The 26,977-nt window shown below is 64.4% G+C and carries 24 protein-coding genes, 1 pseudogene and 1 riboswitch; of the genes and pseudogenes, 14 read left to right on the top strand and 11 right to left on the bottom strand.

What is annotated here, in order from left to right; genetic code table 11:
- From BMX78_RS23290 to BMX78_RS19645, 4 genes and pseudogenes are all read left to right on the top strand, one after another.
- A partial coding sequence (locus BMX78_RS23290; RefSeq protein WP_211482601.1) for a hypothetical protein occupies positions 1-189 on the top strand: 189 nt, incomplete at its 5' end.
- 621 nt (positions 190-810) lie between these two features.
- Positions 811-951, top strand: a pseudogene (locus tag BMX78_RS23745) (SDR family NAD(P)-dependent oxidoreductase); the annotation flags it as partial.
- Positions 952-958: 7 nt separating this feature from the next.
- Positions 959-1,318 carry an SDR family NAD(P)-dependent oxidoreductase gene (locus BMX78_RS23740; RefSeq protein ID WP_353615455.1) on the top strand — a complete coding sequence of 120 codons (360 nt, stop codon included), beginning with the start codon at positions 959-961 and terminating at the stop codon, positions 1,316-1,318.
- Between the two features lie 192 nt (positions 1,319-1,510).
- A complete protein-coding gene (locus tag BMX78_RS19645; RefSeq protein WP_091423245.1) occupies positions 1,511-2,254 on the top strand; it encodes an NADPH-dependent F420 reductase in 744 nt (247 codons plus the stop codon).
- 279 nt (positions 2,255-2,533) lie between these two features.
- On the opposite strand, the gene BMX78_RS19640 is transcribed toward BMX78_RS19645, so the two are convergent.
- The 3 genes from BMX78_RS19640 to BMX78_RS19630 are packed head-to-tail and all read right to left on the bottom strand — an operon-like array spanning position 2,534 to position 5,805.
- On the bottom strand, positions 2,534-3,604 hold the full coding sequence (locus BMX78_RS19640; RefSeq protein WP_091423242.1) for a Gfo/Idh/MocA family protein: 1,071 nt from the start codon (positions 3,602-3,604) through the stop codon (positions 2,534-2,536).
- A gap of 36 nt (positions 3,605-3,640) precedes the next feature.
- A complete protein-coding gene (locus BMX78_RS19635; protein WP_091423239.1) occupies positions 3,641-4,345 on the bottom strand; it encodes an ABC transporter ATP-binding protein in 705 nt (234 codons plus the stop codon).
- 2 nt (positions 4,346-4,347) lie between these two features.
- Complete coding sequence (locus tag BMX78_RS19630; RefSeq protein WP_091423237.1) at positions 4,348-5,805, bottom strand: ABC transporter permease; 1,458 nt, start codon at positions 5,803-5,805, stop codon at positions 4,348-4,350.
- A gap of 321 nt (positions 5,806-6,126) precedes the next feature.
- Here BMX78_RS19630 and BMX78_RS19625 point away from each other — a divergent pair, with 321 nt between their 5' ends.
- The gene (locus tag BMX78_RS19625) at positions 6,127-7,557 is read left to right on the top strand and encodes a pectate lyase family protein (protein ID WP_286139181.1); all 1,431 of its coding nucleotides are present in this window, start codon (positions 6,127-6,129) and stop codon (positions 7,555-7,557) included.
- Positions 7,558-7,627: 70 nt separating this feature from the next.
- On the opposite strand, the gene BMX78_RS19620 is transcribed toward BMX78_RS19625, so the two are convergent.
- The 4 genes from BMX78_RS19620 to BMX78_RS19605 form a co-directional block, all read right to left on the bottom strand.
- Positions 7,628-8,725, bottom strand: a complete 1,098-nt coding sequence (locus BMX78_RS19620) for a substrate-binding domain-containing protein (RefSeq protein WP_091423234.1) — start codon at positions 8,723-8,725, stop codon at positions 7,628-7,630.
- A 50-nt stretch (positions 8,726-8,775) separates the two neighbouring features.
- Entirely contained in the window at positions 8,776-10,062 is a 1,287-nt protein-coding gene (mmsB, locus tag BMX78_RS19615) for a multiple monosaccharide ABC transporter permease (RefSeq protein ID WP_091423231.1), read from the bottom strand.
- Positions 10,063-10,105: 43 nt separating this feature from the next.
- Positions 10,106-11,668, bottom strand: a complete 1,563-nt coding sequence (gene mmsA / locus BMX78_RS19610) for a multiple monosaccharide ABC transporter ATP-binding protein (protein ID WP_091423229.1) — start codon at positions 11,666-11,668, stop codon at positions 10,106-10,108.
- A gap of 132 nt (positions 11,669-11,800) precedes the next feature.
- The gene (locus BMX78_RS19605) at positions 11,801-12,991 is read right to left on the bottom strand and encodes an ROK family transcriptional regulator (RefSeq protein ID WP_091423227.1); all 1,191 of its coding nucleotides are present in this window, start codon (positions 12,989-12,991) and stop codon (positions 11,801-11,803) included.
- A gap of 205 nt (positions 12,992-13,196) precedes the next feature.
- Here BMX78_RS19605 and BMX78_RS19600 point away from each other — a divergent pair, with 205 nt between their 5' ends.
- Positions 13,197-13,991 carry a nitrilase-related carbon-nitrogen hydrolase gene (locus BMX78_RS19600; protein ID WP_091423224.1) on the top strand — a complete coding sequence of 265 codons (795 nt, stop codon included), beginning with the start codon at positions 13,197-13,199 and terminating at the stop codon, positions 13,989-13,991.
- Here the strand turns inward: BMX78_RS19600 and BMX78_RS19595 are convergent.
- On the bottom strand, positions 13,970-15,622 hold the full coding sequence (locus BMX78_RS19595; RefSeq protein WP_091423222.1) for a PucR family transcriptional regulator: 1,653 nt from the start codon (positions 15,620-15,622) through the stop codon (positions 13,970-13,972). The genes BMX78_RS19600 and BMX78_RS19595 overlap by 22 nt on opposite strands.
- Positions 15,623-15,730: 108 nt before the next feature.
- On the opposite strand from BMX78_RS19595, the gene BMX78_RS19590 reads away from it, so the two are divergent.
- Both BMX78_RS19590 and BMX78_RS19585 read left to right on the top strand, forming a co-directional pair.
- Positions 15,731-17,269 carry an amino acid permease gene (locus BMX78_RS19590; RefSeq protein ID WP_091423220.1) on the top strand — a complete coding sequence of 513 codons (1,539 nt, stop codon included), beginning with the start codon at positions 15,731-15,733 and terminating at the stop codon, positions 17,267-17,269.
- Positions 17,266-18,999 carry a flavin monoamine oxidase family protein gene (locus BMX78_RS19585; RefSeq protein WP_170850891.1) on the top strand — a complete coding sequence of 578 codons (1,734 nt, stop codon included), beginning with the start codon at positions 17,266-17,268 and terminating at the stop codon, positions 18,997-18,999. The genes BMX78_RS19590 and BMX78_RS19585 overlap by 4 nt, the downstream gene beginning before the upstream one ends.
- On the opposite strand, the gene BMX78_RS19580 is transcribed toward BMX78_RS19585, so the two are convergent.
- From BMX78_RS19580 to purU, 3 genes are read right to left on the bottom strand one after another with little or no spacing between them, the layout of a single operon-like run.
- Complete coding sequence (locus BMX78_RS19580) at positions 18,996-19,514, bottom strand: gamma carbonic anhydrase family protein (RefSeq protein ID WP_091423217.1); 519 nt, start codon at positions 19,512-19,514, stop codon at positions 18,996-18,998. The two genes, BMX78_RS19585 and BMX78_RS19580, sit on opposite strands and share 4 nt — an antisense overlap.
- A gap of 20 nt (positions 19,515-19,534) precedes the next feature.
- Positions 19,535-20,194: a class I SAM-dependent methyltransferase gene (locus tag BMX78_RS19575; protein ID WP_091423214.1), complete on the bottom strand. Its 660-nt coding sequence runs from the start codon at positions 20,192-20,194 to the stop codon at positions 19,535-19,537.
- A 27-nt stretch (positions 20,195-20,221) separates the two neighbouring features.
- A complete protein-coding gene (purU, locus tag BMX78_RS19570) occupies positions 20,222-21,082 on the bottom strand; it encodes a formyltetrahydrofolate deformylase (protein ID WP_091423213.1) in 861 nt (286 codons plus the stop codon).
- A gap of 43 nt (positions 21,083-21,125) precedes the next feature.
- A riboswitch (ZMP/ZTP riboswitch) is annotated at positions 21,126-21,211 on the top strand.
- A gap of 145 nt (positions 21,212-21,356) precedes the next feature.
- Here purU and glyA point away from each other — a divergent pair.
- From glyA to BMX78_RS19540, 6 genes are all read left to right on the top strand, one after another.
- Entirely contained in the window at positions 21,357-22,655 is a 1,299-nt protein-coding gene (gene glyA / locus BMX78_RS19565) for a serine hydroxymethyltransferase (protein ID WP_091423210.1), read from the top strand.
- 3 nt (positions 22,656-22,658) lie between these two features.
- The gene (locus tag BMX78_RS19560) at positions 22,659-23,558 is read left to right on the top strand and encodes a bifunctional methylenetetrahydrofolate dehydrogenase/methenyltetrahydrofolate cyclohydrolase (RefSeq protein ID WP_091423207.1); all 900 of its coding nucleotides are present in this window, start codon (positions 22,659-22,661) and stop codon (positions 23,556-23,558) included.
- Between the two features lie 135 nt (positions 23,559-23,693).
- A complete protein-coding gene (locus BMX78_RS19555) occupies positions 23,694-24,671 on the top strand; it encodes an ABC transporter ATP-binding protein (RefSeq protein ID WP_091423201.1) in 978 nt (325 codons plus the stop codon).
- The gene (locus tag BMX78_RS19550; RefSeq protein ID WP_091423195.1) at positions 24,664-25,524 is read left to right on the top strand and encodes an ABC transporter permease; all 861 of its coding nucleotides are present in this window, start codon (positions 24,664-24,666) and stop codon (positions 25,522-25,524) included. Before BMX78_RS19555 ends, BMX78_RS19550 begins: the two co-directional genes overlap by 8 nt.
- Positions 25,521-26,354 carry an ABC transporter permease gene (locus BMX78_RS19545; RefSeq protein ID WP_091423190.1) on the top strand — a complete coding sequence of 278 codons (834 nt, stop codon included), beginning with the start codon at positions 25,521-25,523 and terminating at the stop codon, positions 26,352-26,354. The genes BMX78_RS19550 and BMX78_RS19545 overlap by 4 nt, the downstream gene beginning before the upstream one ends.
- A 60-nt stretch (positions 26,355-26,414) precedes the next feature.
- On the top strand, positions 26,415-26,972 hold the full coding sequence (locus BMX78_RS19540) for a hypothetical protein (protein WP_091423182.1): 558 nt from the start codon (positions 26,415-26,417) through the stop codon (positions 26,970-26,972).
- Positions 26,973-26,977: the final 5 nt, after the last annotated feature.

Raw genomic sequence — 26,977 nt, 5'->3', positions numbered from 1 at the left:
TACCGCTCCGTCACCGGAGGCGTTGAGCCCTCCTCCGGTTCTGGAGAGCGGGTGCCGGCACAGGAACCTTTGCCTGTGCTCCTGGATGTTCTTACTCTCGGGACGTCCTGGTTTACCGTCCGCAACGGGACTGATGCGGCCAAGTCCGCGCTACTGGGCCTCGAACGACTAATAGACGGGCCGGTCTGACGTTTTCTAGGCGTTACACCGAATCCTTATATCCGTTTGGTAGTCGCTTATGTTGGGCGGGTGCCAACCGTCGTCGCAACAGTTAGCTTTGACGAAAGCCGTTGGCTTGATCACGTCTACCGCTCCACGGCGCATTATCGTTCGTAGGCCAAATGGCCAGCTTGTCCCCGGCATTAGTTTGTGCCAATTTTTGGGCGCGCATACGGATGATAGCGACTCGAGTCGGGGCGGTTCCGTGCTTACACTCTGCCGATGTGGACGGTGATCGCCAGATGACTCCTAATGGATTGATGGATGCAGACTCGGCAAAACCAGCAATCGGTAAGCTACGGAACCCACGGGCTAATCTTTAATTACACCGGACAAGGCAATGTCCAAACATAGTGGACGATCATTTTGTGCTCTCAAGGGCATGACCGATCAAGGCTGGAAGGACTTTTGGGACGGCATCAACTCCGGTGACGGCCGATGGCTGAGCCTCCGATTGCGCTGTGTGAAGTGCAGGCCTACTCTGCCAGAGTGACATGGCCGCATGACAACGCCATCATCTCCGCCGGCATGTTGCGCGGGGACAGTAGAGGACTGGGACAGCGTCATTGACACCAACCAGGCAGCTTCTTCCTGAGCACCTCCTCGGCCCGGCACTGGATCAAAAGCGGAACCCAAGGCGCCATCGTCAACCTCGCCTCGCAGGCAGGAATCGTCGGCATCGAGGAACGCGCCGCCTACGGCACCAGCAAAGCCGGCCTGATCCACCTCACCAAGATTTCTGGCCCCCGAATGGGCACATGCCGGAATCCGGGTCAACGCACTGGCACCCACTTTTGTCCGCAGGGAGCTGACCCCGACAACGCTCAGCCGCCCCGAATGGGCAGCCGAGCTGCTGTCCAGGATCCCCATCGGCCGATTGGGCGAGCCGGAAGACATTGCCGAGGCGGTGACACTCCTCCTCAGCGACGCCGCTTCACTAATCACGGGAAACACTTTGACCATCGACGGCCGGCTGCACCATCCAATAATCTCGACTATCCCGCTTCCACAGACAACACTCCCGCCGGGCGCTCAGGGTGTCCTTCGTCTGGTCCTGGCGTCCTTGTGCCAAGCGACCTCGGTGATTCGGTACGTGTGATTGAGCTCTCCGTTGCGCCGGTTTTCGGTGGTGAAGGTGTTCTTGCACAAGAAAGAGGTGCGAACTTAAGCCGCTGCCCTTGGAGGGGGTGCATGAGGATCAGTCATACCAGAGGTGAGATGTAATATTGATCGGCCAGTTAGGTGCAGGCGTAGACTGTAAACTACTTAGTGTATGAACGAAGGGGTTTACATGAAAATCGGCATTCTCGGAGCAGGAGCCATTGGCGGGACGGTCGCGCGCAAACTGAGCGAAGCTGGACATAAAGTGAAAGTCGCCAATTCCCGTGGTCCCGAATCCATCGACCCCGACATCGTGGCCGCGGGTGCCATGGCGGTAGAGGCCGACGAAGTCGTCGCCGATGTCGACGTCCTCGTCATGTCCATACCGCTCAGCCGGATACCCGAAATACAGCCCCTCGTCGCGAGGCTCCCGGGCGATGCAGTCATCGTTGACACGTCGAATTACTACCCTCACCGCGATGGAAAGATCCAGGCGCTCGAGGAGGGGCAGGTCGAAAGCATCTGGGTCACCGAGCAACTCGGACGCCCAGTTGCTAAAGCCTGGAATGCGATCCCTTCCGAATCCTTCCAGAACTCGGGGAAAGACGCAGGCGATTCTGACCGCATCGCCATTCCCGTCGCTGCGGATCGCGCTGGCGATAAGCAGCTAGCCATGGCTCTCGTCGAGGAAACCGGTTTTGACGCCTTTGACGCCGGGTCCCTGGCGGACTCCTGGCGGCAACAACCCGGAGCGCCCAGCTACTGCACCAACCTCACGCGCCAAGAGATGCCGAAGGCCCTTGCCGCAGCCGACAAGGCCAGGCTCCCGCGCCGCCGGGATATTGTGATATCAGCCGTCATGGAGCGTTTCACCAGCCACACCGACATGAGCGATGACTACCTCGTCCAACTGAACCGAACCATCTACAGCTAACTCCTGCGCCGCTCGATATCAGTGATAGGTCGGCCTAACCTTTACCTGTATCGAGCGGCCAAAGGGGATTGACTCTTAGTTACGACCTGAGGACAGGTGCCGTGGCGACCAACGCAGTAGAGCCGGTACTTGGTCAAGATGGGGCCGCCGGTTGGGCCCATGCGTGACCAAGAGACGGCGTTACATTGACCTGAGTGCCCGCCCGCAGCAAGGCTTATCCCGGACCGCACAAGGCGCCAGGGCCACCGGCTGCGGAATAACTGCCATTCCGGAACCAACCTAGTGGCCGTCGTTCGGGTAGGTGACGCCCAGCTGGGCACGCACGCCGTCGAAAAGCCGCATAGTGTTCAACGAGTCCTCCAGCGGCATGACCGGGCTTTCCGTAAGGCCCTGCTGGATGCACCTTGTTACCTCGCGGAGCTCGTAGGTGTACCCGCGGCCCACGATGTCAAAGGATTCGACACGCCGCTCGTCCCACCCTGAGCCGATAACCAGTTCACGCGGGTTGTTGATCGAGCCGATGCTCTGAAGGAAGCCTTGGCTCCCGCCGACGCTGGCCGTACGCGGACCGTGGGCGAGCAATGACGATGTCAGTTGTGCCTGTGCACCACGGTTGTATCCAAGCGTTATGGCATTCTGGGCGTCGACGCCGTCGTCATTAAGAAAGCCCGTGGCGCTGACCGTCTGCGGGAATCCAAGGGTGCCCAGCGCCCACAGCAACGGGTACACCGAAAGGTCCAGCAATGCGCCGCCGCCGTCCTGCCTGGCCCAAAGCCGTGCGGTGGGCGAATACGGGGCAGGAAAACCGAGATCTGCGGTGACCCAGTGGACGTCGCCGATCTCGCCTGACGCGGCAATCTCGAAGGCCCGTTGCATGCCGGGGAGGAAGCGGCTCCACACTGCTTCCATCAAAAACAGTTTCCGGCTCCGGGCGACGTTGATCAGCTCGGCCGCTTCCCGGGCATTGATCGTAAAGGCCTTTTCGCACAGGACATGCTTGCCAGCGTTGAGGGCGGCGAGCACGATCTCATAATGCTGGGCGTGGGGTGTCGCCACGTACACAACATCCACCGCGTCATCGGCGAGCAGCCGCTGGTAGCCGGACACACCGCCGTCGGCCCCGTAAGCTCTCGCGAAGTCATAGGCAACCGAAAAGGCGTCCGCAGTGTCCTGGCCCCGGGAACTGACGGCATAGAGCTCCGCGTCACTCAGCAGGGCAAGGTCCTGCGAGACCGAACGCGCTATCCCGCCGGTTGCGATGATCCCCCAGCGTAGGGGATTTCCTGTCCCGGACCGGGGGTCCGGGTCGGATTGGCTGGACAGCCAGGGCTTGGCGATAGGCGCGCTCATGGAGCAATCCTGTCACAGGCGTGACCAGGCCCACCGTTAGGCGGAGGCGGACACCACCGGCCTGTGCACCGGTTCCTCGGTCAGATTGCCCTGCTGCAGGCGGAAGCGGCGGTCCGTTTTGTTGGCCAGGGCGCGGTCGTGGGTGACCACAAGAATCGTGGTGTTGTGGTCCCGGCTGAGCGAGCTGAGGAGTTCGATGATGTGGTCACCGGTCTGCTCGTCGAGGTTTCCCGTCGGTTCGTCGGCCAGGATGAGCTTGGGCTCGTTGGCCAGGGCCCGGGCGATGGCTACCCGCTGCTGCTCGCCGCCGGAAAGCCGGTTGATGCGCCGGGCATGCTTGTCTGGATCCAACTGGACCTGCACCAGCAGTTCCTTGGCGCGCTGCAGCCGTGCGGCTTTCCTGATGCCCGCAAACTCCATCGGCAGCATCACGTTGTCCACTGCAGAGAGGTTGGGGATCAGGTTGAACTGTTGGAAAACAAAACCGATGTCCCGCCGGCGGTACTCGGTAAGTTTCGCGTCAGGCATGCTGGCGAGGCTGACGCCATTGACGACGACGTCCCCGCTGGTGGGCTTGTCCAGGGCGCCGAGGAGGGACAACAGGGTGCTTTTGCCGCTGCCGCTCTTACCGACGATCGAGGCGAGGGTGCCCTGCCCCAGTTCGAAGCTGACGTCGTTGACCGGTTTGATGGTCCGGTCGCCGGAGTTGAAAGTGCGGACCAGGTTCTTGACTTCAATCATGGTTATTCTCCTCGCAGGACTTCGATGGGACGGATGCGTGCAGTGAGCAGCGCCGGGACCAGCGCTCCGATGATAGCGACGCCGAAGACGGAGCCGATGCCCGCTGCGATCACACCGGGCGATGCGCTGGCCGTGACGGAAGTGAGGAGCTGCGCTGCCCCGCCAAAGGGTCCGGCCTCGCCACGGGGGAATGTGCCGCCGCCCGGCAGGCCGGGGCCCCAGGCAGCCCCGGCCATAGCCGCCCCGCGGCCCGTGGTGGGAGCCGCCGTCGTGCTGGTGCTGTTGGTGCTGATCAGCGCCGAAGCGATCCCGCCGCTCGCGAAGGAGGCGATGGCCGCGCCCACGGCGCTGCCCAGCGCGGCGAGGACCAGGGCTTCGAGGACGAACTGCAGGCCGATGGTGCGGTTGGGGGCGCCGATGGCTTTCAGGACGCCGATTTCCCGGCGCCGTTCGCGGACCAGCATCACCATGATCAGCAGGATGATCAGGCCGGCCGTGCCGAGGGCCGCGATGAAGGCGATCAAGGAAATGTTCTTGACGCTGCCCAGCGAGCTCAGCGCTGTCTCGAGGTTCTGGCCCTGGGTGACGTCGGCCTTGTCCGTGCCAAGTGCCGTTTCGAGGGCTGTCTTGGTGGAGGCGACGTTCTCCAGCGAGTCCACGGTAACGATCATGCTGGCGAGCTCGCCCGGAAGTCCGGCGAGGGTCTGGGCCGTGGGGAGCGTGACGTAGACGGCGTTGTTGCCGAAGGTGGTGCCGGCGTCGAACAGGCCGGCCACCGTGTAGGTCTGGTCGGTGATGGTGAAGGTGGAACCGACGGTGAGGCTGTTTTTCTCGGCCAGCGTAGTTCCGAGCAGGGCGCTGCTGGACTCGGCGGTGTAGTCACCGAGGCCCGTGCCGTCGGTGATGGTCAGTACCTTGCCGGTGGTGTCCACCTCCGCGCCGATGCCTGTTGCCGTGACCGGCAGTGACCGGTCGGGCTGGGTGGCAGTGCCGGTGGTGCCGTTTACGGCCTGGTTGCGACCACCCAGGGTCCCGGCGTCGATGGCGGCTGTGAGGCTGGTGGTGAGGCTGGCAGCGGCCTGTCCGCCGGGACCGCCCTGCCAGCCGCCGGGGCCTGCCCCGGTTCCCGAGGCGGCCTGTGCGGCGGCTTCGCTGGCGTTGCGGAGGCGAAGTGACTGCGTCCCGACGACGGCGCTGACGTTAGGAACGGCGGCTGCAGTTGCGGCCTGCTCGGCCGTGAGGGGCTCACCGCCGCCTTCAAAGCCCTGCCCGCCGGCGGGGTTGACGGTCAGGACGGTGCCGACGGAGGCGTTGAGCTCCTGGACTTTGGCTGCGACGGCCTGGTTGGCCACCAGCATGGCCAAAGCCAGGCCGATCGCAACCGCCAGTACGGCAACAACCGCTGCCGTGCGGACCTTGTTTCTGAAGGCATTGCCTACACTGCGGGCAAGGACGCTCACGTTACTCCTATGGTTCCGGTGCCGGGCCAGGGGGCCGGCTTCAGGTCCACTCTTGTGCGGCATCCTGTGCGCGCAACCGGCCAAAGCTGTGTTTGAGCTGTGAAGACCTCTTGACAGCGTTGTCACGGGAGAAGTAAGAATAGAAGACCATCGTTAGAAAACGCTTTCTCAGGTTTTTCTGATTGGTAAGTCTTTCCATCCCGACCCGCATTTACCAAGGCATGTGGTCTGTTTGGCATGCCGGAAATAAGGCCAATGACGTCCAAGACAAGAATTCGAACCTTCGCTTCCCTCCTCGGAAGTCTCCGCCGAGGAGCCGGAGTGGCTGCCTCCGCTTCCGCCCTGGCCCTCGCGGCAGGGCTGGCCGTGGCGGCGCCTGGGGCAGCCAGTCCTGCTCCCACCGGCGGAGGTGTTGTCAAAGCTGATGACTCGGCACCCACCGGCTGGGCCGCCGTCGGAAGCGGTACCAACGGCGGGGCGGGGGCACCGGCGGAAAACCGCTATGAGGCGAGCACCCTGGCGGGGCTGAAGGCCGCGCTGGCAAACCATGGGGAGCCGAAAGCGCCGAAGATCATCTATATCAACGGAACGATCGACGGCAACCAGACCCCTGACGGCCGCATTCTGGGGGAGCAGGACTTCGCTCCCGGGTACGACATCAACAAGTACATGTCCTGCTTTGGCCCGGAAGGGAAAGCATGGAGCGACCAGACGTTTGACTACTGCAAACAACAGCGACAGTTGCGGCAGACCGGCAGCAACAACATGAAACGGCAGATCGAGGTGAGCCTGCCAAGCAACACCACCCTGATTGGGGTCGGCGCAGATTCGGGATTCGTGGGTACGAACATCGTGATCCTCAGTGCCACCAACGTAGTGCTGCGCAATCTCAGCGTGGAGGCCCCGGTGGACTTCTTCACCACCTGGTCACCGGATGATGGGGAGGGTGCCTGGAATTCGCGCTTTGACGCGGTCTCCTCGGTGACCTCGGATCACCTGTGGATAGACCATGTCCGTCTCACCGACGGCAGGTTCCCGGACAGTGAGGCCCCGATGGGTTTCCGCGGGAAGCGGGCCAACCGCCATGACGGCCTGCTGGACCTCAAGGACGGCACAGACTTCGTAACCATTTCAAACAGCAGGCTCTCCAACCATGACAAAACAATGCTGCTGGGATCAGGCGACGAACACGTGGACAAGGACGGTGGCAAACTTCGGGTCAGCTACATCGGGAACTACTTTGAGAACATTCAGCAGCGGGGACCGCGGGTGCGGTTTGGCCAGGTCCATGTGTTGAACAATTACTTTGTGGGAAGCACGGATCACCCGCAGTACCCCATGATCAGTGAAGTCCAAGGCGGCAGCAGCTATTTCCTCGGCGCCGGTTACGAGTCCCGGATCTTCTCCGAGCGCAATGCCTTTGAATACACAGGTCCGGGCGCGGACCCGTCCATTATGGTGAGCAGCTATAACGGACACCGTTTCAATGACGTCGGGTCCTGGTACAACGGAGCCGAAGCGGACCTGAACCAGGTGGCCCGGACGTCGTTCGAACAGAACCGCGTGGAGGCGCTCGCCGAAGCCGGGCTCACTGGGGAAGCCGCCCCGGACTGGACCGGCTGGGACTTCACCACGGACGTCGGCTGGAACCCTGCCGATGCCTACAGCTACAAGGCGTTCACCACTGCACAGGCGGTGAAGAACCACGCGCTCCAGTTCACAGGACCTGGCGTATTGACCATCAAGCAGTAGGGCTCGAGTAAGCAGGCACGGAAAAGCCCGGTCCCCGCGGTGGGGGACCGGGCTTACCGGAGGGACTGCTTTACTTAGTGATCGGGCCGAGTTTCGGGTCGTCGGTGTAGGCAGTCTTTACGTTGGCGGAGGTGACGATGACCGGCTCCAGCAGGTAGGCCGGAACCGTCTTGACGCCGTTCTTGTAGGAGTCCTTGTCGTTGATTTCAGGCGTCTTGCCCGCCTGGAGGTCCTTCACCATGGTGATGGCGTGCTGAACGAGCTTACGGGTGTCCTTGTTGATGGTGGAGTACTGCTCGCCAGCCAGGATCGACTTGACGGACTCAACTTCGGAGTCCTGACCGGTGACCACCGGAAGCGGCTTGCCGGCGGCCTTGACCGCCCTCAGAACAGCTCGCGCCAGGTTGTCATTGGGTGAGAGCACGCCGTCGACGTTGGCGCTGGTGTAACTGCCACTGAGAAGGGTTTCCATCCGCTTCTGTGCTTCTGCGTCCCTCCAGCCTTGTGTCACGGCCTGCTGGAAGGAGTTCTGCCCGGACACGACCTTCAGTGTTCCGTCGTCGATCTTCGGCTTCAGGACGCTCATGGCGCCGTCGAAGAAGACCTTTGCGTTGGCATCGTCGGGGGAGCCGGCGAACAGTTCGATGTTGTACGGGCCGGACGGCTTCTTGGCCTTCATGCCTTCCAGCAGCGCCTGGCCCTGAAGGACGCCCACCTTGAAGTTGTCGTAGGCCACGTAGTAGTCCACGTTCTCGGTGTTCAGCAGCAGGCGGTCGTAGGCGATGATGGTGGCGCCTGCATCCTTGGCTTGCTTGAGCTGGGTGCCCAGCTGCGAGCCGTCGATGGCGCCGACAATGATGACCTTGGCGCCCTTGGTGACCATGGTGCTGATCTGGTTCTGCTGCTCGGAAACGCCTCCGTTGGCGAACTGGACGTCACCCTTGAATCCTGCTTCACTGAGGCCGTCATTGAACAGCTTTTCGGAGAGGACCCAGTTTTCACTCGTCTTCTGGGGAAGTGAGACACCGATGGAGGCGTCCTTCTCGAAGCCACCGGCGCCTTCGGTCCCGCCGCCCGTGCTGGGCTCGGAGCGGCCGCAGCCCGTCAGCGTCAGCGCTGCGATGGCAGCAACCGCTGCGGCCTTTCCTGCTTTGCCAAACATTCTCATTGTTGGTTCTCTTTCTTTGTGGTGGTGTACCGCTATTCAGGCTGCAAGGCTCAGGCTTCCCTGGCGATCGCTTCCTTGGTGGAGGTGGTCTCGTCGGGCTGGAGCGGGTTGCTGGGTCCGCCGCCGGAGGGGCGGTTGAAGTTCTGGGTCAGCAGGCCGATGATGGACCTCTTTCCCTGGCTCTTGTTGTAGACGTCGAAGGCGACGGCGATCAGGAGCACCAGGCCCTTGATGATTTGAGTGAGGTCGGCGCCAATGCCGAGAAGTTGAAGGCCGTTGTTCAACACAGCCATCACCAGGCCACCGATGATGGACCCGACCACGGTGCCCACGCCGCCGGTGACTGCGGCGCCGCCGATAAATACTGCGGCGATGGCGTCAAGTTCCCAGCCCACGCCGTCGAACGGGCCCGATGCTGTGGAACGGCCAACGAAGATCATGCCGGCCAGGCCGGCCAGGATGGACATGTTCATCATGACCAGGAAGTTGACCTTCTTGGACTGGACACCGGAGAGTTCGGCCGCGTGGCGGTTGCCGCCGACTGCGTAGACGTGCCGGCCGAGGATGGTGCGGGAGGCGATGAAGCCGTAAACCAACACCAGGACGGCCAAGATGAGCCCGGGGATCGGGAACGAGGTGCCCGGCCTGCCGGTGGCGAAGAGGTACGTGGCGTAGAGGATGGCACCACAGATCAGGACCAGCTTGAGTGCGGTGACCCACATTTCCGGTACCTCGGCACCAAGTGCCTTGGCGCGGGCCCGGGAGCGGAGTTCGCCCCACACCACGAACGCTGCGGCGGCGATGCCCAGCAGCAGGGTGAGGTTGTTGAAGCCGGTGTTGGGCCCAACCTCAGGGAGGTAGCCGGATCCGAGGTACTGGAAGTCATTGGGTACCGGGATGGTATTGGATTTGCCGACGAACTGGTTGAAGCCGCGGAACAGCAGCATGCCGGCCAGGGTGACAATGAAGGCGGGAATCCCCACATACGCTGTCCACCAGCCTTGCCACGCGCCGATCACCGCACCGAGCACCAGGCCCAGGAGCACGCCGGCATACCAGGGGATTCCCCAGTCGCGGATGGCCAGGGCTACCGTGACGCCCACGAAGGCTGCCACAGAACCGACTGAGAGGTCGATGTGACCGGCAATGATGACCAGGACCATCCCGATGGCCAGGATCAGGATGTAGGAGTTGCCGTTGAAGAGGTTGATGACGTTGCCGGGGGTGAGGGTCCGGCCGCTGGTGGCGATCTGGAAGAAGACGATCAGGGCCACCAGGGCAAAGATCATGCCGAATTGGCGGGTATTTCCGCCAAATAGCTTCTTGAGGGCGTTCATTGTTCAGTCCTTGTGTCCGGAAGGTTCTGGGAGATCCAGAGGGTCAGGCGGCTTCGGCTTTGCGGGCGGAGGTCATCAGTTTCATCAGGCTTTCCTGGCTGGCCTCTTCTTTGGTCAGGACACCGGTGATGGCGCCTTCGAAGATCGTGTAGATACGGTCGGACAGGCCCAGGAGTTCGGGGAGCTCCGAGGAAATAACGATCACTCCCTTGCCTTGGTTGGCCAGCTGCTGGATGATGCCGTAGATCTCGTACTTGGCACCAACGTCAATGCCGCGGGTGGGTTCATCCAGGATCAGCAGGTCGGGGTCGGTGAACATCCACTTCGACAGGACCACCTTTTGCTGGTTCCCGCCCGAAAGTTTGGCGACGCCTTCCTCAACGGACGGGGTCTTGGTGCGCAGCGACTTGCGGTACTGCTCCGCCACCGTGAACTCCTGGTTCGGATCCACGACGTAGTTACGGCTGATCTTCCGCAGGTTGGCTGCCACGGTGGTGGTCTTGATGTCGTCCAGCAGGTTCAACCCCAGGGATTTGCGGTCCTCGGTGACGTAGCCCAGGCCGGCGTCGATGGCATGGCGGACGTTCTTAAGGACAACTTCCTTGCCGTCCTTATAGATATGCCCGTCGATGAAACGGCCATAGGACCGGCCGAACACGGACCGGGCCAGCTCGGTACGACCGGCGCCCATCAGCCCTGCGAAGCCCACTATCTCTCCGCGGCGGACAAAGAAGCTGGAGTTCTTGCACACCAGCCGGTCCTGGACCTGCGGATGCCCCACAGTCCAGTTCTTGACCTCGAAGAAGACCTCGCCGATTTTCGGTGTGTGGTCCGGGAACCGGGATTCCAGCGTCCGGCCCACCATGCCCTTGATGATGCGGTCCTCGTCCACGCCGTCGGCTTTGACGTCCAGGGTCTCAATGGACTTGCCGTCTCGGATGATGGTGATGGAGTCCGCGATCTGCTCGATCTCGTTGAGCTTGTGGGAAATGATGATGGACGTGATGCCCTTGGCCTTCAGGCCGAGCATCAGGTCCAGCAGGTGCTGGGAATCGGATTCGTTCAGGGCGGCCGTGGGTTCATCGAGGATGAGGATCTTCACGGATTTGTTCAGTGCTTTGGCGATTTCCACCAGCTGCTGCTTGCCCACGCCGATTTCCTTGATAGGCGTGTCCGGATCGTCCCGCAGGCCCACGCGGGCCAGCAGGTCCAGGGAACGCAGCCGGGCTTCGGCCCAGTCAATGACCCCGCGCTTGGTGGGCTCGTTGCCCAGGAAGATGTTCTCCATGATGGAGAGCTCCGGGATCAGCGCCAGTTCCTGGTGGATGATCACAATACCGGCGTGTTCGCTGGCCCGGATATCCCTGAATTGCTGGATCTGCCCCTGGTAGACGATGTCGCCGTCGTAACTGCCGTAGGGGTACACACCCGAGAGAACCTTCATCAGGGTGGACTTGCCGGCGCCGTTCTCGCCGCAGATGGCGTGGATCTCGCCGGCCTTGACGCGCAGGCTGACATTATCCAACGCTTTAACGCCGGGGAATTCCTTGGTGATGGACCGCATCTCCAGGATGATCGGGTCCGTCTGCGTGGTCTGGGACGTCATATTGCCCTAACCCTCCAATGCAATGACTTCTTTGTCCGGCCGGCAAAGCGCAGGGCCGTCTGATGAAAAAGTAAACTGGATCACGCCCGTTGTCGTCAAGTCTTTAACGCATATCGGGGGTAACGAAACGGTCTAGGTTTTGCGGATTCCGGCATGCTGGAACACCAAAGCGGCCGCGCCCAGTGCCTCGGCCCGGTCACCGAGAGATGACATGGTGATGGTGGTGGTCTCGCCGATAACGGGGACGGCGTGCCGCACCAGCCCCCTCTTGATGGGATCCAGGAGAAGGTGGCCGAGGCCCGCCAGCGGCCCGCCAACCACGATCACCTCCGGGTTGATCAGGTTCGCGACATTGCCCAGCGCTCGGCCGACGGCAAGGCCCGCATCGTCCAGCACCCGGAGTGTCGCGGAGTCACGTGCCAAGGCCTTCCGGACGATGTCGGCAGGCGTCAATGGCCGGTCTTCGCCGCGGCTCAAGAGTTCGATCATGGTTGTGGTTGATGCGATTGTTTCAAGGCAGCCGCGGTTTCCGCAGCGGCACACCAGGCCCTGCTCGTGGATGGTGGCATGGCCAATTTCGCCAGTGATTCCCACATTGCCGTAGTAGGGTGCGCCGTTGAGGATGAGGCCGGCTCCGATGCCGGATCCGATCTTCAAAAACAGCAGGTTGCTGACTCCGGTATGCTGGCCCCAGGTCACCTCTGACCAGGCCCCAAGATTGGCGTCGTTGTCAATAAACACGGGGATTTTGAGCCTGTCCTCCAGGTGCTGGAGGATGTTGATTCCCACCCACTCGGGCAGGATGGCCCCTTGCGCCACGGTACCGGTGCGCCGGTCTATGGGGCCGGGGATTCCGACGCCGGCACCCACCACCGCAGAGCGTGCAATGCCGCTGTCACGCAGCAGTTTCCCGAGCAGGACCTCTGCCGCCTGGATGCCTTCCTCGGCCTGATGTCCGAGCGGCAGGGCGACGGATTCCTCGGCGATGACGTGGTAGCTCAGCGAAGCCAGGACCACCCGCAGGTGCCTGCGGCCGAAGTCGATTCCCACGGCCACGGCACCGTTGCTGTTGAGCCGGACATTGAGCGCCCGGCGGCCCGAACTGGTGATGGGTTCGGTGGATGCCAAGCCGGAATCGAGCATGATTTTGACGATGTTGGAAACCGTTGCGGTGGATAGGCCGGTCTGCCGGGCCAGTTCTGCCTGCGTGGAAGGGCCCGCCATCAGCGTCTCGATGATGCGTTGCTGGTTCAGTTGCCTCAGGGCCGACTGGGAGCCGGGGTTTTTTGGCTTGCTCCTCGTTGAGCGCGTAGTTGCGGGCATGCTTAGAAGATTGCCCCATTCGGCCCGTTGTAGTCAAGAAGTTAACGCAATGAAGCGCTTCCGCCACAGCGCGCATGCCGGGATGATCTGTCCCGGAAAAGGGGCCAAGCGGTGCAAATGGCCCCAGGAAGAGCTCCCAGGCACTGGTTAGTCTGGTGTCAGGCCTTCAACGGACAGGCTGCTCCAACGAGGGAAGGTGGCTGCGGTGTTGCTGGCACTCCTGCAGGCAAGCGCTGATGTGATGGATGCGGAAGCCAACTGTGCCGCCATCGATGCGGCCGCGGAAGCGGCTGCCGCTGCAGGAGCAGAAATCCTGTTGACGCCCGAACTCTTTCCCACAGGTTATGCTCCCCGCCGCGTGCGGGCAGAAGTGGACCCGGCTGGACTGCCGGAGCTTCACTCGAAGCTCGCCGGCATCGCCCGGCGTCACAGGATTGGCCTGGTGTACAGCCTTCCCCGGGTTACCGGGCAGGGGGAGTGGCACATCAGTGCAACCCTCCTTGATTCCGAGGGCACCAACCTGCTCACTTATGACAAGGTCCACCTCTTCGGCCCCGAGGAACGGGCTGCTTTCGGTCCCGCCGCCCAGCCTCCCGCCGTCGTCAGTCTTAATGGCATCCCCACCTCCATGGTGATCTGCTACGACGTCGAATTCCCGGAGTCGGTCCGGGCCGCTGCAGTGGCGGGTGCCGAACTGCTCCTGGTTCCCACTGCGCTGGCCCACGGGTACGACGACGTCCCGCAGGTGCTGCTGCGTGCCCGGGCGCTGGAAAGCCAACTGACCATTGCCTACGCCAACCATTCCGGCGTGGAAGAGGGATGCAGATTCCTGGGTGGCAGTGTCATCGCCGGCCCCGACGGCTCACTGCTGGCAGCAGCGGGGGAAGAAGCTCAGCTCATTTACGCAAAGGTGGACAAAGACGCTGCTGCCCGGGCCCGGAGTGACGTGCCCTACCTCGCCGAACGCCGGCCGGACCTCTACCGGTCCTGGGATTCCTGAGCGTTCCCGGCCAGCAGGACCTCGTCGTACTGCAGGGCAATCCACAGCTCCGCACGGGACTGGGCCAGGCCTAAGTCCAGATCCAGCAGTTCGGCAATGGCGTTGACCTGGCGGCGGACGCTGTTGCGGTGCAAACCCAGCTCCTTAGCCGTGGCGTCCCAGCTTCCGTTCGCAGCCAACCAGCATTTCAGGACGCGGAGCTGTCCGTCGCGGCGTTCCGGCTCCAACTCCAGCACCGGCGCCAGGAGCCTGGCCGCCAGCATGGTGCCGGCTTCCCGGCCGAGCAGCCCTGTGACGGACCAGGTCACCTCCTCGACGCGGGCGCTTTTGCCCGTCGCCGCCACCCGGGGCCGCAATGAGGAGGTGCGGCGGTAGGCCGCCGGCAGGCCGGACAGCTCCACCGGCTCACCCACCACCAGGCGCCACCCAAGCTGTTCCACCTCTTCAACCAGTTGGTCATCCACCTTCAGCCGCGTCACGGCCGCGAAGCCGTAGTCGGTCAGTTCCACCATCTTGCTGTCGAACAGCCGCCGCCACTGCAGCAGCTCCCGGACCGGCCCGTCGTCCGCTGCGGGGGCGTCCGCTGTCCGCATTCCCTGCACCACGCGCACCTGGCCGGAGCGCGTTCCCGCCACGCTTTGCGCCAACAGATCCTTCAGCCCGTTCAGCTGCCGCGTGTTGCCCCCGGCAAGTGTCTCGGGGTGCAGCAGCAGTGCGGTGGCGAGCTGGCTCGGGGCCAGTGACCCGCTGGTGCGCTGGCGGACCAGCAGTTCCAGGAGCCCGACGACGGACGAAACCACGCTGTTCTGGGCCGGGGTCAGCGGCTTGTCGGCGCCGAGGACGAGGCTGCCCAGGGTTGCGTCCTTGTTGCTCCTGAGGGGATGGCCGAACACCAGCGCCGAGCCGGGGGCATCAAACGCTTCTGTTTCCACCCGGGGTCCGCTTCCGGTCATGAGCTTCTTGAGAAGGGGCTGAAGTTGGGAAGGTTCGACGGCGGCACCCGCCCGGGCACGTGCCCGGCCGTCCGCGCCAAACAAGACTGCCCACACGGGCACGCGCTGGGTCAGTGCCGCCAGCAGTTCATGCTCGGGCCGGGCAGAGAGGACGGCCCGCATCAGGTGCCGGTTGGTCTCCGCGAGCTGCCGGAAAACCCGCACGTTTCCCGACTCCAGCAGTTTCGAGAACTCCAGTCCGAGGGCGGCGAACGGGACGCTGGCCGGGACCTCCACCAGGGTGAGTCCGTGCTGCCGGCAAGCGGCCAGCACGTGGTCCGGAACGCCGTCGTAATACGGCTGCAGGCCGAAGCCCAGCGCGGCCACCCCGGCGTCAACGAGCCGGCGGACATACTCCTGCGCCCGTGACGTGGAATTGCGGATGTCCCTGCCTCCGCCGCTTTCCCCGTTCCCTTCACCGCGGAACGGCAGGCCCGCGGTGAGGACAAATTCACCGTCGAGCAGGTACGGGGTGGGGTCTTCCAGCTCGCTCGGCTCCACCCAGCGCAACGGCACGTGGCGGTTGCCGGCATCGTGGACCACTGCCACTTCCGGTGGAAGCGCATCGAGGAACTGGCCCAGCGTGACAGCGTCCAGCTGATCCGGGCTGCCGTCCATGGCTGGTGCATTACGTCTCATGGATGATCACTATAGGGCACTTTGCACCGCCTGAGATGCGGCTCACAGCCCTACTGTGAATGAGGGGAAACCAGTTCAGCAGCCAACGAAAAAGAACGGACGTCAACGATGACTGTGCCTACACTCTCCGGCCGGCCCCCGGCCGGGCCGGCCGCCCGTCCCGCTCTGGGCGCCCAGCTCCTGCGCCGCAAACCTATCGGGCAGATGGTCAGCGAGGCGGAAAGCGCCGGTGACGGCCCCCGCCTGGTCCGCAGCTTCGGGGTCCTCCAACTCACCATGATCTCCGTGGGCGCCACCCTGGGCACGGGCATCCTGGTGATCCTGGGCGAATCCGTCCCCCTGGCCGGACCGGCCATCTGGATCTCCTTCGCGATCGCCGGCCTGGCCGCCCTCCTGTCCGCCGTGTCCTACGCCGAGATGGCTGGGCTGGTGCCCGTTGCCGGTTCCAGCTACTCCTACACGTACGCCACCATGGGCGAAGGAATGGCATGGATCTGCGGCTGGTGCCTGGTGCTCGAGTATGCGGTGTCCGTGGCTGCAGTTGCCGTGGGCGCGGGGCAGTACGTGAACGAGGCCCTCGCGGTATTCGGGGCCGTGCTTCCCGACGCCGTGTCCCAGCCGCCCGGTGACGGCGGGCTGGTCAACATCCCAGCCATGGTCATCGTGGTGCTCGCCACCATCCTCCTGGTCCGCGGCGCCAAAGAAAGCGCCTGGATCAACACCTCGATCGTGGTGGTGAAGGTGGGCATCCTGCTGTTCTTCTGCGCCGTGGCCTTCACCGCCTTCAACGCCGGGAACTTCGAACCGCTGCTGCCCATGGGTGCCGCCGGTGTCTCGGCTGCCGCCTCCCGGGTGTTCTTCTCCTACATCGGCTTCGACGCAGCCTCCACGGCAGGTGAAGAAGCCCGCAACCCGAAGCGTGACCTGCCCCGGGCCATCATGCTGTCGATGATCATCGTCACCACCATTTATGTCCTGGTTGCCGTTGCCGCCATCGGGGCCCGGCCCTGGGGCTGGTTCGACGGGACAGAGGCGGCCCTCGTGAAGATCCTTGAGGAAACCACCGGCCAGCCGTGGATTGCCCTGGTCTTCGCGGTGGGCGCCGTGCTCGCCATCGCCAGCATCGTGCTCACAGTCCTCTACGGGCAGACCCGCATCCTGCTGTCCATGGCCCGCGACGGGCTCATTCCCCAGGTCTTTGGCCGCGTTTCGCGGCGCACCGGCACCCCCGTGGCCGGCACGCTCCTGGTGGGAACCGCCGTCGCCCTCACCGCCGGACTGGTACCGCTGGGCGCCCTCGCGGACGCCACCAGCATTGGCACCCTCTTCGCTTTCGCCCTCGTGAACCTCGCCGTGATCTACCTCCGCCGCACCCGACCCGAACTGGAGCGCACCTTCCGCGTGCCGTTCTTTCCGTTGACACCCATCCTGGGCGCCGCGATGTGCGCCTACCTGATGGCCAACCTCGGCGCTGACACCTGGGTGGTCTTCGCCCTCTGGATGCTGGTGGGCGTGGCGGCGTACTTTGGCTACGGGCGCCGCAACTCCAAGGTGGCGGCACTGAGCAACGAAGAATACCGCGAGCTGTCCGGACCGAACCTTTCAACCCAGCAAAACCCCGAACCGACGAAGGCAGAACTTCCATGACCATCGCCACCGAACTGCCGGCCTCCGACCCGTCCAGCACCTCAGCCGCCCCGGCCGCGGCTGCAGCTGCCGGGGGAACCGCCGCGGGTCCCATCACCATGCTGAACCCGGACTTCCCGTTCAGCTATGACCACTACCTGGCGCATCCGGATGGTTTGGGGTCCGTCCCGGCCGACCTGCTGGGTACTGAGGTGGCCGTCATTGGAGCAGGACTTTCAGGGCTGGTCACTGCCTATGAGCTGATGAAGCTGGGTCTGCGGCCGGTGGTGTACGAAGCCGACCGCATCGGCGGGCGCCTGCGCACTGCCTCGTTCCCTGCGGCGCCCGGGGTGGTGGCAGACCTTGGCGGCATGCGGTTCCCGGAATCCGGCAAGGCGTTTTACCACTACGTAGACCTGCTGGGCCTGGAGACCGAGGAGTTTCCCAACCCGCTCTCGCCGGCAACATCCAGCACGGTCATTGAGCTGGCGGGCCAGAAGCACTACGCAGAAAAGCCCAGCGACCTCCCGCCGTTTTTCCGCGAAGTGGCGGACGCCTGGAAATCTGCGGTCAATGACGGGGCCAAGTTCGCCGAGATGCAGCAGGCCATCCGGGCCAGGGATACCGGCCGGATTAAAGAACTGTGGAACGAACTGCTGCCGCTGATGGACGAGCAGACGTTCTACGGCTTCATCGCCGCCAGCGACTCCTTCAAGAAGGCAGGGTTCGCACACCGGGAGGCCTTTGGCCAGGTGGGCTTCGGCACCGGCGGCTGGGACACTGATTTCCCCAACTCCATCCTGGAAATCCTGCGCGTGGTGTACACGGACGCCGATGACCAGCACCGGCTCATCAGCGGGGGAGCGCAACGCCTGCCCGAGGCACTCTGGCAGCACGCGCCGTCGAACATGGCACACTGGCCGGAAGGAACCTCCCTGTCCTCACTGCACTCCGGCTCGCCCCGCGGTGCTGTGGGCAGGATCAGCCGCGACCCGGACGGAAACCTGCGGATCCGCGAACGCTGGGGCCGTGAGGCCAGCTACCCAGCGGTGGTGACCACCTGCCAGTCCTGGCTCCTGTCCACCCGGATCCACACGGAGGAAGCCCTTTTCCCGGCTGAGCTCTGGACCGCTATCGAGCGCTCGCACTACATGCAGTCCTCCAAAACGTTTGTGATGGTGGACCGGCCGTTCTGGAAGGACATCGACCCGGACACCGGCAACGAGGTCCTGTCGATGACCCTTACGGACCGCCTCAACCGGGCCACGTACCTGCTGGACAACGGTCCGGACCAGCCCGCCGTCATCCTGCTCTCCTACACCTGGAACGACGACGCGTTGAAGTGGCTGGCGCTTGATGCCGACGAGCGCGTTGAACTCATGCTGCACTCACTCGAGCAGATCTACCCCGGCGTGGACATCGCCGGCCACATCGTGGGCCAGCCCATCACCGTCTCCTGGGAAGCCGACCCCAACTTCATGGGCGCCTTCAAGGCCAACCTCCCCGGCCACTACCGGTACCAGCAGCGGCTGTTCACGCACTTCAAGCAGGACAAGCTGCCCGAATCACAGCGCGGCATCTTCCTGGCCGGGGACGACGTTTCGTTCACGGCCGGCTGGGCGGAAGGCGCCGTCACCACGGGCCTGAACGCCGTGTGGGGAGTCCTGAACCACCTCGGCGGCGCCTCGGCTCCTTCCAACCCCGGACCCGGCGAACTGCTGGACGAGATCGGGCCAATCAGCCTCGATTAGAGGTGCATCTGCCGGTGCGCTGCGGCCAGCTCGACGTAGCGCGCCGCGTTGGCCCGGACGCCGTCGTACTCCTCATCGGTGAGTTCGCGGCGCACTTTGCCTGGGACCCCAGCCACGAGCGAGCGGGGCGGGACCACCGTGCCTTCGAGCACTACGGCGCCGGCCGCCACAAGCGAGCCGGCGCCGATCACCGCGCCGTTAAGTACTGTCGCGCCCATGCCGATCAGGCAGTCGTCCTCCACAGTGCAGCCGTGCACGACGGCGGCGTGCCCCACGCTGACGCGCTCGCCCACGGTGCAGGGAAAGCCGGGGTCCGCGTGCAGCACCACGTTGTCCTGCAGGTTGCTGCCGGCGCCTACGGAGATGGCGGCAGTATCGGCCCGGACCGAGACGCCGTAGAACGCGCTGGCGTCTGCGGCGAGGGTGGCGTTGCCAATGATCGATGCCGTGGGGGCAACAAAAGCGGAGTCGTGGACGGCCGGGGTGTTGCCGGCGAAAGGGTAAAGAGGAGCCATGGCCCAAGCCTAGGACATCCCTACTTGGGGCCAGGGGTGCGCAGGATCAGGAACTGGTAATGCTGGTTCCAGAGTCCCGCGCCGGGCCCGGACTCGGCGCCGCTTCCCTCCGGCCACGTCACAAACTCCTCGACGGTGCCATGGCGGCCAAAGACCTCGCGGACCGTGGCATCGCTGCGCCTGCTGAAGAAGCGGGGTTCGACGTCGTCCTCGGGGTTCAGGACCTCTTCATCGTCCCCGGACCAGAGCCCGACGGCGATCGGCGCGCCGGGAGCGGCCACGCGGGCCAGCTCCGCCAGCACCGCATCGATATCCCGGGCCGGAACGTGCAGCAGCGTGCTCATCGACCACATTGCCGGGAACGAGCTGTCCGGGAAGGGCAGCCGGCGCGCACTGGCCACAGAGACGTCGAGCCCTCGGCTACGCGCCCACCGGACCTGGCCTTCGGCGATGTCCACGCCCGTGTAATGGATCCCGGCCTGCACAAATTGCAGCCCGTCCTGGCCGGTTCCTGTCCCTACCTCCAGGATCGCGTGGCGCCCCTCGTGCTTCAGGAGGGCAACGAAACGTTCGCGCTGTTCCACCCGCTGGTGCGACGGCGGGTGGTCGGCCCCGGACGCGGCGCGGCCGTTGTAGAAGTCGGCAAGTCGCCGCTCGCCGTGGTCCGCTTCCGCTTCCATTGCGTCTCCGGGGGAGGGTGGCTGCACCTAGTTAAAGACGACTGTCCGGTTGCCGTCGAGCAGCACCCGGTGCTCCGCGTGCCACTGCACCGCCTGGACCAGCGTGCGGCCTTCCACGTCCCTGCCCATCTGGACAAACTGCTCCGGCGTGCGGGCATGGTCAACGCGGATGACTTCCTGCTCGATGATGGGGCCCTCGTCCAACGCCGCCGTCACGTAGTGGGCAGTGGCGCCGATCAGCTTCACGCCGCGCGCGTGGGCCTGGTGGTACGGCTTGGCGCCCTTGAAGGACGGCAGGAACGAGTGGTGGATGTTGATGGCCTTGCCGGTGAGATCGGTGCAGAGCTCGTCGGAGAGGATCTGCATGTACCGGGCCAGGACCGTCAGTTCGATATCGTGCTCGGCGATGAGGGCGCGGAGCTTGTCCTCGGCCTGGACCTTGGTGTCCCGGGTGACCGGGATGTGGTGGAACGGGATGCCGTAGAACTCAGCCAGCCCGGCAAGGTCCTGGTGGTTGGACACAATGGCGGGGATCTCAATGGGGAGGGTGCCGGAGCGCTGCTGGAACAGCAGGTCGTTGAGGCAGTGTGCGGACGTGCTGGCCATCACCAGGGTGCGGACCTTCTGGCCCACAGCGTTGAGGCTCCACTGCATACCGAAGGCGCCGGCCACGGGCTCCAGGGCGGCCCGAAGCTCTGGGGCGGGGGCCGGCGTCGTTACTTCCACGCGCATAAAGAAGTTGCCCGTGGCGGGACTGCCGTACTGCTGCGAATCCGTAATATTGCACCCCGCCACCAGCAGGGCGCCGGCCACCGCATGGACGATTCCCGGGCGGTCCGGGCAGGACAGGGTTACTACGTACGCTTGGTTCAGCTGCTCTTCACTCACGCGTACAAGCCTACCCGCGCAGGACGGGCCGGATTTGGTACGCTGGGGAGGTCGCAACTGGCGTTGGGTGGCTAACCACCAGGGAGCGGCAATCACGAAGACCACGGATCGTACGCCTGGGCCGAGGGTCATGTCTTGCCGGAATTGGGGCTGCACCTGCGTCAGTACTGCAGCGCCATACCCGCGCTTTCACGCCTGTCACAAGGCAGTGTGCAAGCGCGCCAGCCGGTAGCCTGACCTAAGCAGTGCCCGTATCCCTAGCCAGGAGTTTTTCGTGACTACTACAGCCACTTCAACCACCGCCGTCAGCAATCAGCCGCTGGCTGAGCTCGACCCCGAAATCGCAGCAGTCCTGGACCAGGAGCTCGGCCGCCAGCGCGGCACCCTGGAAATGATTGCTTCCGAAAACTTCGCCCCCCGCGCCGTGATGGAGGCCCAGGGCTCAGTCCTCACCAACAAGTACGCTGAGGGTTACCCGGGCCGCCGCTACTACGGCGGTTGCGAATATGTTGACGTTGCCGAGCAGCTGGCCATCGACAGGGTCAAGGCACTCTTCGGCGCCGAGTACGCCAACGTCCAGCCGCACTCCGGTGCCCAGGCCAACGCCGCTGCACTGTCCGCCATGATTACCCCGGGCGACAAGATCCTGGGCCTGTCCCTGGCCCACGGCGGCCACCTGACGCACGGCATGAAGCTGAACTTCTCCGGCAAGCTCTACAACGTGGCTGCCTACCAGGTGGAGGAAGACAACTTCCGCATCGACATGGACAAGCTCCGCGAGCAGGCCATCGCCGAAAAGCCGCAGGTCATCATCGCCGGTTGGTCCGCCTACCCGCGCCACCTGGACTTCGCCGCCTTCCGCTCCATCGCCGATGAGGTGGGCGCACTGCTCTGGACCGACATGGCACACTTCGCCGGCCTGGTTGCCGCCGGCCTGCACCCGAGCCCGGTGCCGCACTCCGACGTCGTCACCTCCACCGTGCACAAGACCCTCGCGGGTCCGCGCTCCGGTGTGATCCTGGCCAAGCAGGAGTGGGCCAAGAAGCTGAACTCCAACGTCTTCCCCGGCCAGCAGGGCGGCCCGCTCATGCACGTCATCGCAGCCAAGGCAGTGGCCTTCAAGATCGCCGGCACCGAGGAATTCAAGGAGCGCCAGGAGCGCGTCCTGGAAGGCGCCAAGATCATCGCCGACCGCCTCAACCAGGCCGACGTCGCCGAAGCCGGCGTCTCCGTCCTGACCGGCGGCACCGATGTGCACCTGGTCCTTGTTGACCTGCGCAACTCGCAGCTGGACGGGCAGCAGGCGGAAGACCTCCTGCACTCCGTGGGCATCACCGTCAACCGCAACGCCGTGCCGTTCGACCCCCGCCCGCCGATGGTCACCTCCGGCCTGCGCATCGGCACCCCGGCCCTTGCCACCCGCGGCTTCGGTGCCGCCCAGTTCACCGAGGTGGCCGAGATCATCGCCACCGCGCTGAAGGCCGGCACCAGCGCCGACGTGGAGGCCCTGCAGGCCCGCGTGGACAAGCTCGCCGCCGACTTCCCGCTGTACCCGACGCACGAGCAGTGGTGATCCATGACTGACACCAAAACTGCCCGGATCCTCGACGGCAGGGCAGCAGCTGCCGCCATCAAGTCCGAGCTCAGCGAACGCGTCGCAGCCCTCAAAGCACGCGGCGTCACCCCCGGCATCGCCACGGTGCTGGTGGGCGCGGACCCGGCCTCCCAGCTGTATGTGTCCATGAAGCACAAGCAGTCGGTGGAGATCGGGATGAATTCCATCCAGCGCGAGCTTCCCGGCGACGCCACCCAGGAGCAGGTTGAGGCCCTCATTGACGAACTCAATGCGGACCCCACCTGCCACGGGTACATCGTGCAGCTGCCGCTCCCCAAACACCTGGACACCGACGCCATCCTTGAACGGATCGACCCCGACAAGGACGCAGACGGCCTGCACCCCACCAACCTCGGCCGGCTGGTACTCAACGTCAACGGCAAGATCACCTCGCCGCTGCCGTGCACACCCCGCGGTGTCATCGAGTTGCTCCTGCGCAACGGCTACGACCTCAAGGGCAAGCACGTGGTGGTGGTGGGCCGTGGTGTGACGATCGGCCGGTCCATCGGGCTGCTGCTGACCCGGCGCGAAATCAACGCCACGGTGACGCTGACCCACACCGGCACCACCAACATGTCCGAGCTGCTGCGCCAGGCGGACGTGATCGTGGGCGCGGCCGGTGCCAAGCACATCGTCAAGGCATCAGACGTGAAGCCCGGTGCTGCCGTGCTGGACGTTGGTGTCACCCGGGAGACCGACCCCGAGACGGGCAAGAGCAAGGTCCACGGCGACATCGATCCTGCCGCCGCCGAGGTAGCCGGCTGGATCTCGCCGAACCCTGGCGGCGTCGGTCCGATGACCGTGGCGCTGCTGATGACCAACGTGGTCGAAGCCGCCGAGCGCAAGGCAGGCATTGCCTAGAGGCGCTATCAGGCGAGTACGACGGCGGCAGGCGCCTTCCCCAGCGGAGGAGCCTGCCGCCGTCGAGACTTAACACGCTTGTGTTAAAGCGGACGGCACTACCGTTTAGCAGAGGGCTGAACTAGTCTGCGGAGGGTGCACAACGAAGCCATCCTGCCCTCCACAGCCCGGGCGGGCGGGCGGAAGACGCCCCGCACGGTCATCACCGCCGAAAACCTCACCAAAAAGTACGGCGACGTGGCCGCCGTGGACGCCATCTCCTTCAGCGTCCCGGCGGGCGAGTCCTTCGGCCTGCTCGGACCCAATGGAGCCGGCAAGTCCACCACCATGAAAATGATCGGCGGCGTCACCAGCCGCACCTCCGGCAGCCTTGAGATCATGGGCCTTGACCCGGACGTGCACGGGCCGGAAGTCCGCGCACACCTGGGTGTGTTGCCGCAGCAGGACAACCTGGACGAGGAACTGCGGGTCCGTGACAACCTCCTGGTCTACGGACGGTATTTCGGCCTGCCCATGAGCTACCTGAAACCGAAGGCCGATGAACTGCTCGAGTTCGCGCAGCTGACCGACAAAGCCAAATCCAAGGTGGACGCCCTGTCCGGCGGCATGAAGCGGCGCCTGACAATCGCCCGCTCGCTGATCAACGAGCCGCAGATCCTGCTGCTGGATGAACCCACCACCGGCCTGGACCCGCAGGCCCGGCACATTCTCTGGGACCGGCTGTTCCGGCTCAAGGAGCAAGGCGTCACGCTGATCCTCACCACCCACTACATGGATGAGGCGGAGCAGCTCTGCGACCGGCTGATCGTGGTGGACAAGGGCCGCATCATGGCCGAGGGGTCGCCGGCGCAGCTCATCCGCGGCCACTCCACCCGTGAGGTGGTGGAGCTGCGTTTCGGCTCCGAGCGGAACACCACCATCGCCGCCGAGCTGGACGGCATCGGGGATCGGCTTGAGGTGCTGCCGGACCGGGTGCTCATTTACGCGCACGACGGCGAGTCCGCCCTTGAGCAGGTAGCGTCCCGCGGCCTGAGGCCGCTGACATCGCTGGTCCGCAGGTCCTCGCTCGAGGACGTCTTCCTGCGGCTGACAGGCAGGAGCCTCGTTGACTGACGAGACGTTGACGGGCGCGGCCCACCATGCCCTTCCATCGGCGCACAGCCCTGGAGTGGCCGCGGCGAAGGCGCGCCGCTGGGGTGCCTTCTACTACATGGAGCATGTCCTCCGGGTGATGAAGGGCTACAGCTGGTCCCTGCTGATGTACAGCGTGGGCCACCCCGTGGCTTACCTGTTCGCGATGGGCGTTGGCCTGGCCACCCTCGTGGACGCGCAGGGTGCCGGAGCCTTCGGGGGAGTGGGGTATGTAACGTTTGTGGCGCCCGCCCTGCTGGTCTCCGCGGCCGTGATGACGGCAGCCAACGAATTCACGTTCCCGGTGATGGGCGGCTTCAAGTGGCGGCGGACCTACTACGGCCCGCACGCCTCGCCGCTGACGCCACAGCAGATCGCGGCGGGCCACATCATGGCGGTCACCCTGCGGTTCCTGTTGCAGTCTGCCATCTATTTTGCTGCGGTTGCCCTGTTCGGCGCGGCACCGGGCGGATGGGGATGGGTGGCCATCCTGGTCGCCACGCTGGCCGCGCTCTCCTTTGGTTTGCCGCTGATGGCCTATTCGGCGTCGATAACCGAGGACAAGGGCCAGTTCGCCCTGGTGATGCGCTTCATTGTGATGCCGCTCTTCCTGTTCTCCGGGACCTTCTTTCCGCTGGACACCCTGCCGCTGGCGGTGCGGTGGATCGGGTGGATCTCGCCGATCTGGCACGGGACCGAGCTGGGACGCGTCTTTACGTACGGCTACCAGGAACCGCCGCTGCTGACCGTCCTTCACGTCCTGGTGCTGGTGGGCCTTGCGGTGGCGGGCTGGTTCCTGACGAGGCGGCAGTTCGCGTTGAGGATGGGGCGATGAGCGCCGGAGCGTCCGTCAAGGGCGCCGCGGAGGCGGCCCGCAACAGGACGTTCGGGCCGTTGTACTCGCGCAACGCCAAGGCCGTGATTTCGCGTGGGCTCCTGGCCACGAGGAGCACCAACTGGCTGGTGATGCTCTCCGGTTTCTTCGAGCCGGTCCTGTTTCTGGTCTCCATGGGAGTGGGGCTCGGCGCGATTGTGGGATCGGTGCAGGGGCCGGGCGGCGGGGAGATCAGCTATGCCGCGTACATCGCCCCGGCCCTGCTTGCTGTCTCGGCCATGAACGGCGCGGTCTACGACTCCACCTGGAATGTGTTCTTCAAGATGAACTTCGCCAAGCTCTACCAGGGGATGCTGTACACGTCGCTGGGACCGCTGGATGTTGCGCTGGGCGAGATCTTCCTGGCCCTGCTGCGCGGACTGCTCTATGCCCTGGGCTTCACGGCAGTGATGGGCGTGATGGGCCTGATCACCACGCCATGGGCCCTGCTGATGATTCCGGCGTCGGTGTTGATCGCGTTCGGGTTTGCCGGCATCGGAATGGGGATCACGAGTTTCCTGAAGACCTTCCAGCAGATGGACTGGATCAACTTCATCATGCTGCCCATGTTCCTGTTCAGTGCCACGTTCTACCCTCTGAGTGTCTACCCGCAGGCCATCCAGTGGCTCATCCAGGCCATGCCGCTGTGGCACGGGGTGGAACTGCTCCGGCAGATCAGTGTAGGTACCTTCACGGCGGCCACGCCCATCCATATCGGCTACTACCTGGTAATGACCGCCGCCGGGATGCTGCTCACCACCGTGCGCCTGCGGCACCTCTTCCTGAAGTAGCCCGTTCGCCGGGGGTGGAACGCGGCGGGAGCATGCCCGGGCGTTTGAGAGAATGGGTGCATGCAATCTTTGGGCAGCTCCAGGTCATCCTCCAAACCCGCCAGGGGCGGATTCTCCATGTTCCGCATCAGCGGGCCGGGACTGATGGTCCTCGTCACCGCGTTCGTAGTGGCAGTGATCTTCGCAGCCAACCAGAACGACGTCGTGGGCTGGGTGGTTGCCGTCATCGCCTTCTTCTGGCTGGCCCTTGCCTCCTTCGTGGTCTTCAGCATCCAGAAGGCCGCCAAAAAAGCCGGCGCGAAGCTGACCGAAGCCCAAAATGCCTTCACGACGGCGGCAGGTCGCGGCCCCTATGCCGGCGCGGACCAGGGCGGTACCCGGGTTGTTGCCGAGCGCAGCCAGGCGGACGAGGTCCGAGACCTCAAGCTGGACCACTCCTTCAAGATCGTCCAGGTGCAGATCCGTGTAGTGGAGGAGGAGCGTGCCAAGGGCGCTGCCGCCAACCAGGACACCATCAGCCGGGCCCTGGAAACCATCGAGATCACCGCTACGAACGCCCGGGACATGATCAAGTCCTCCGGCAGCGGGGAGCCGGTCACCGGAACCATCATCGACTAGAGTGG

The organism is Arthrobacter sp. OV608, assembly GCA_900110595.1.
Classification (GTDB): Bacteria; Actinomycetota; Actinomycetes; order Actinomycetales; family Micrococcaceae; genus Arthrobacter.
This window is presented reverse-complemented; position numbering and strand designations above follow the sequence as displayed.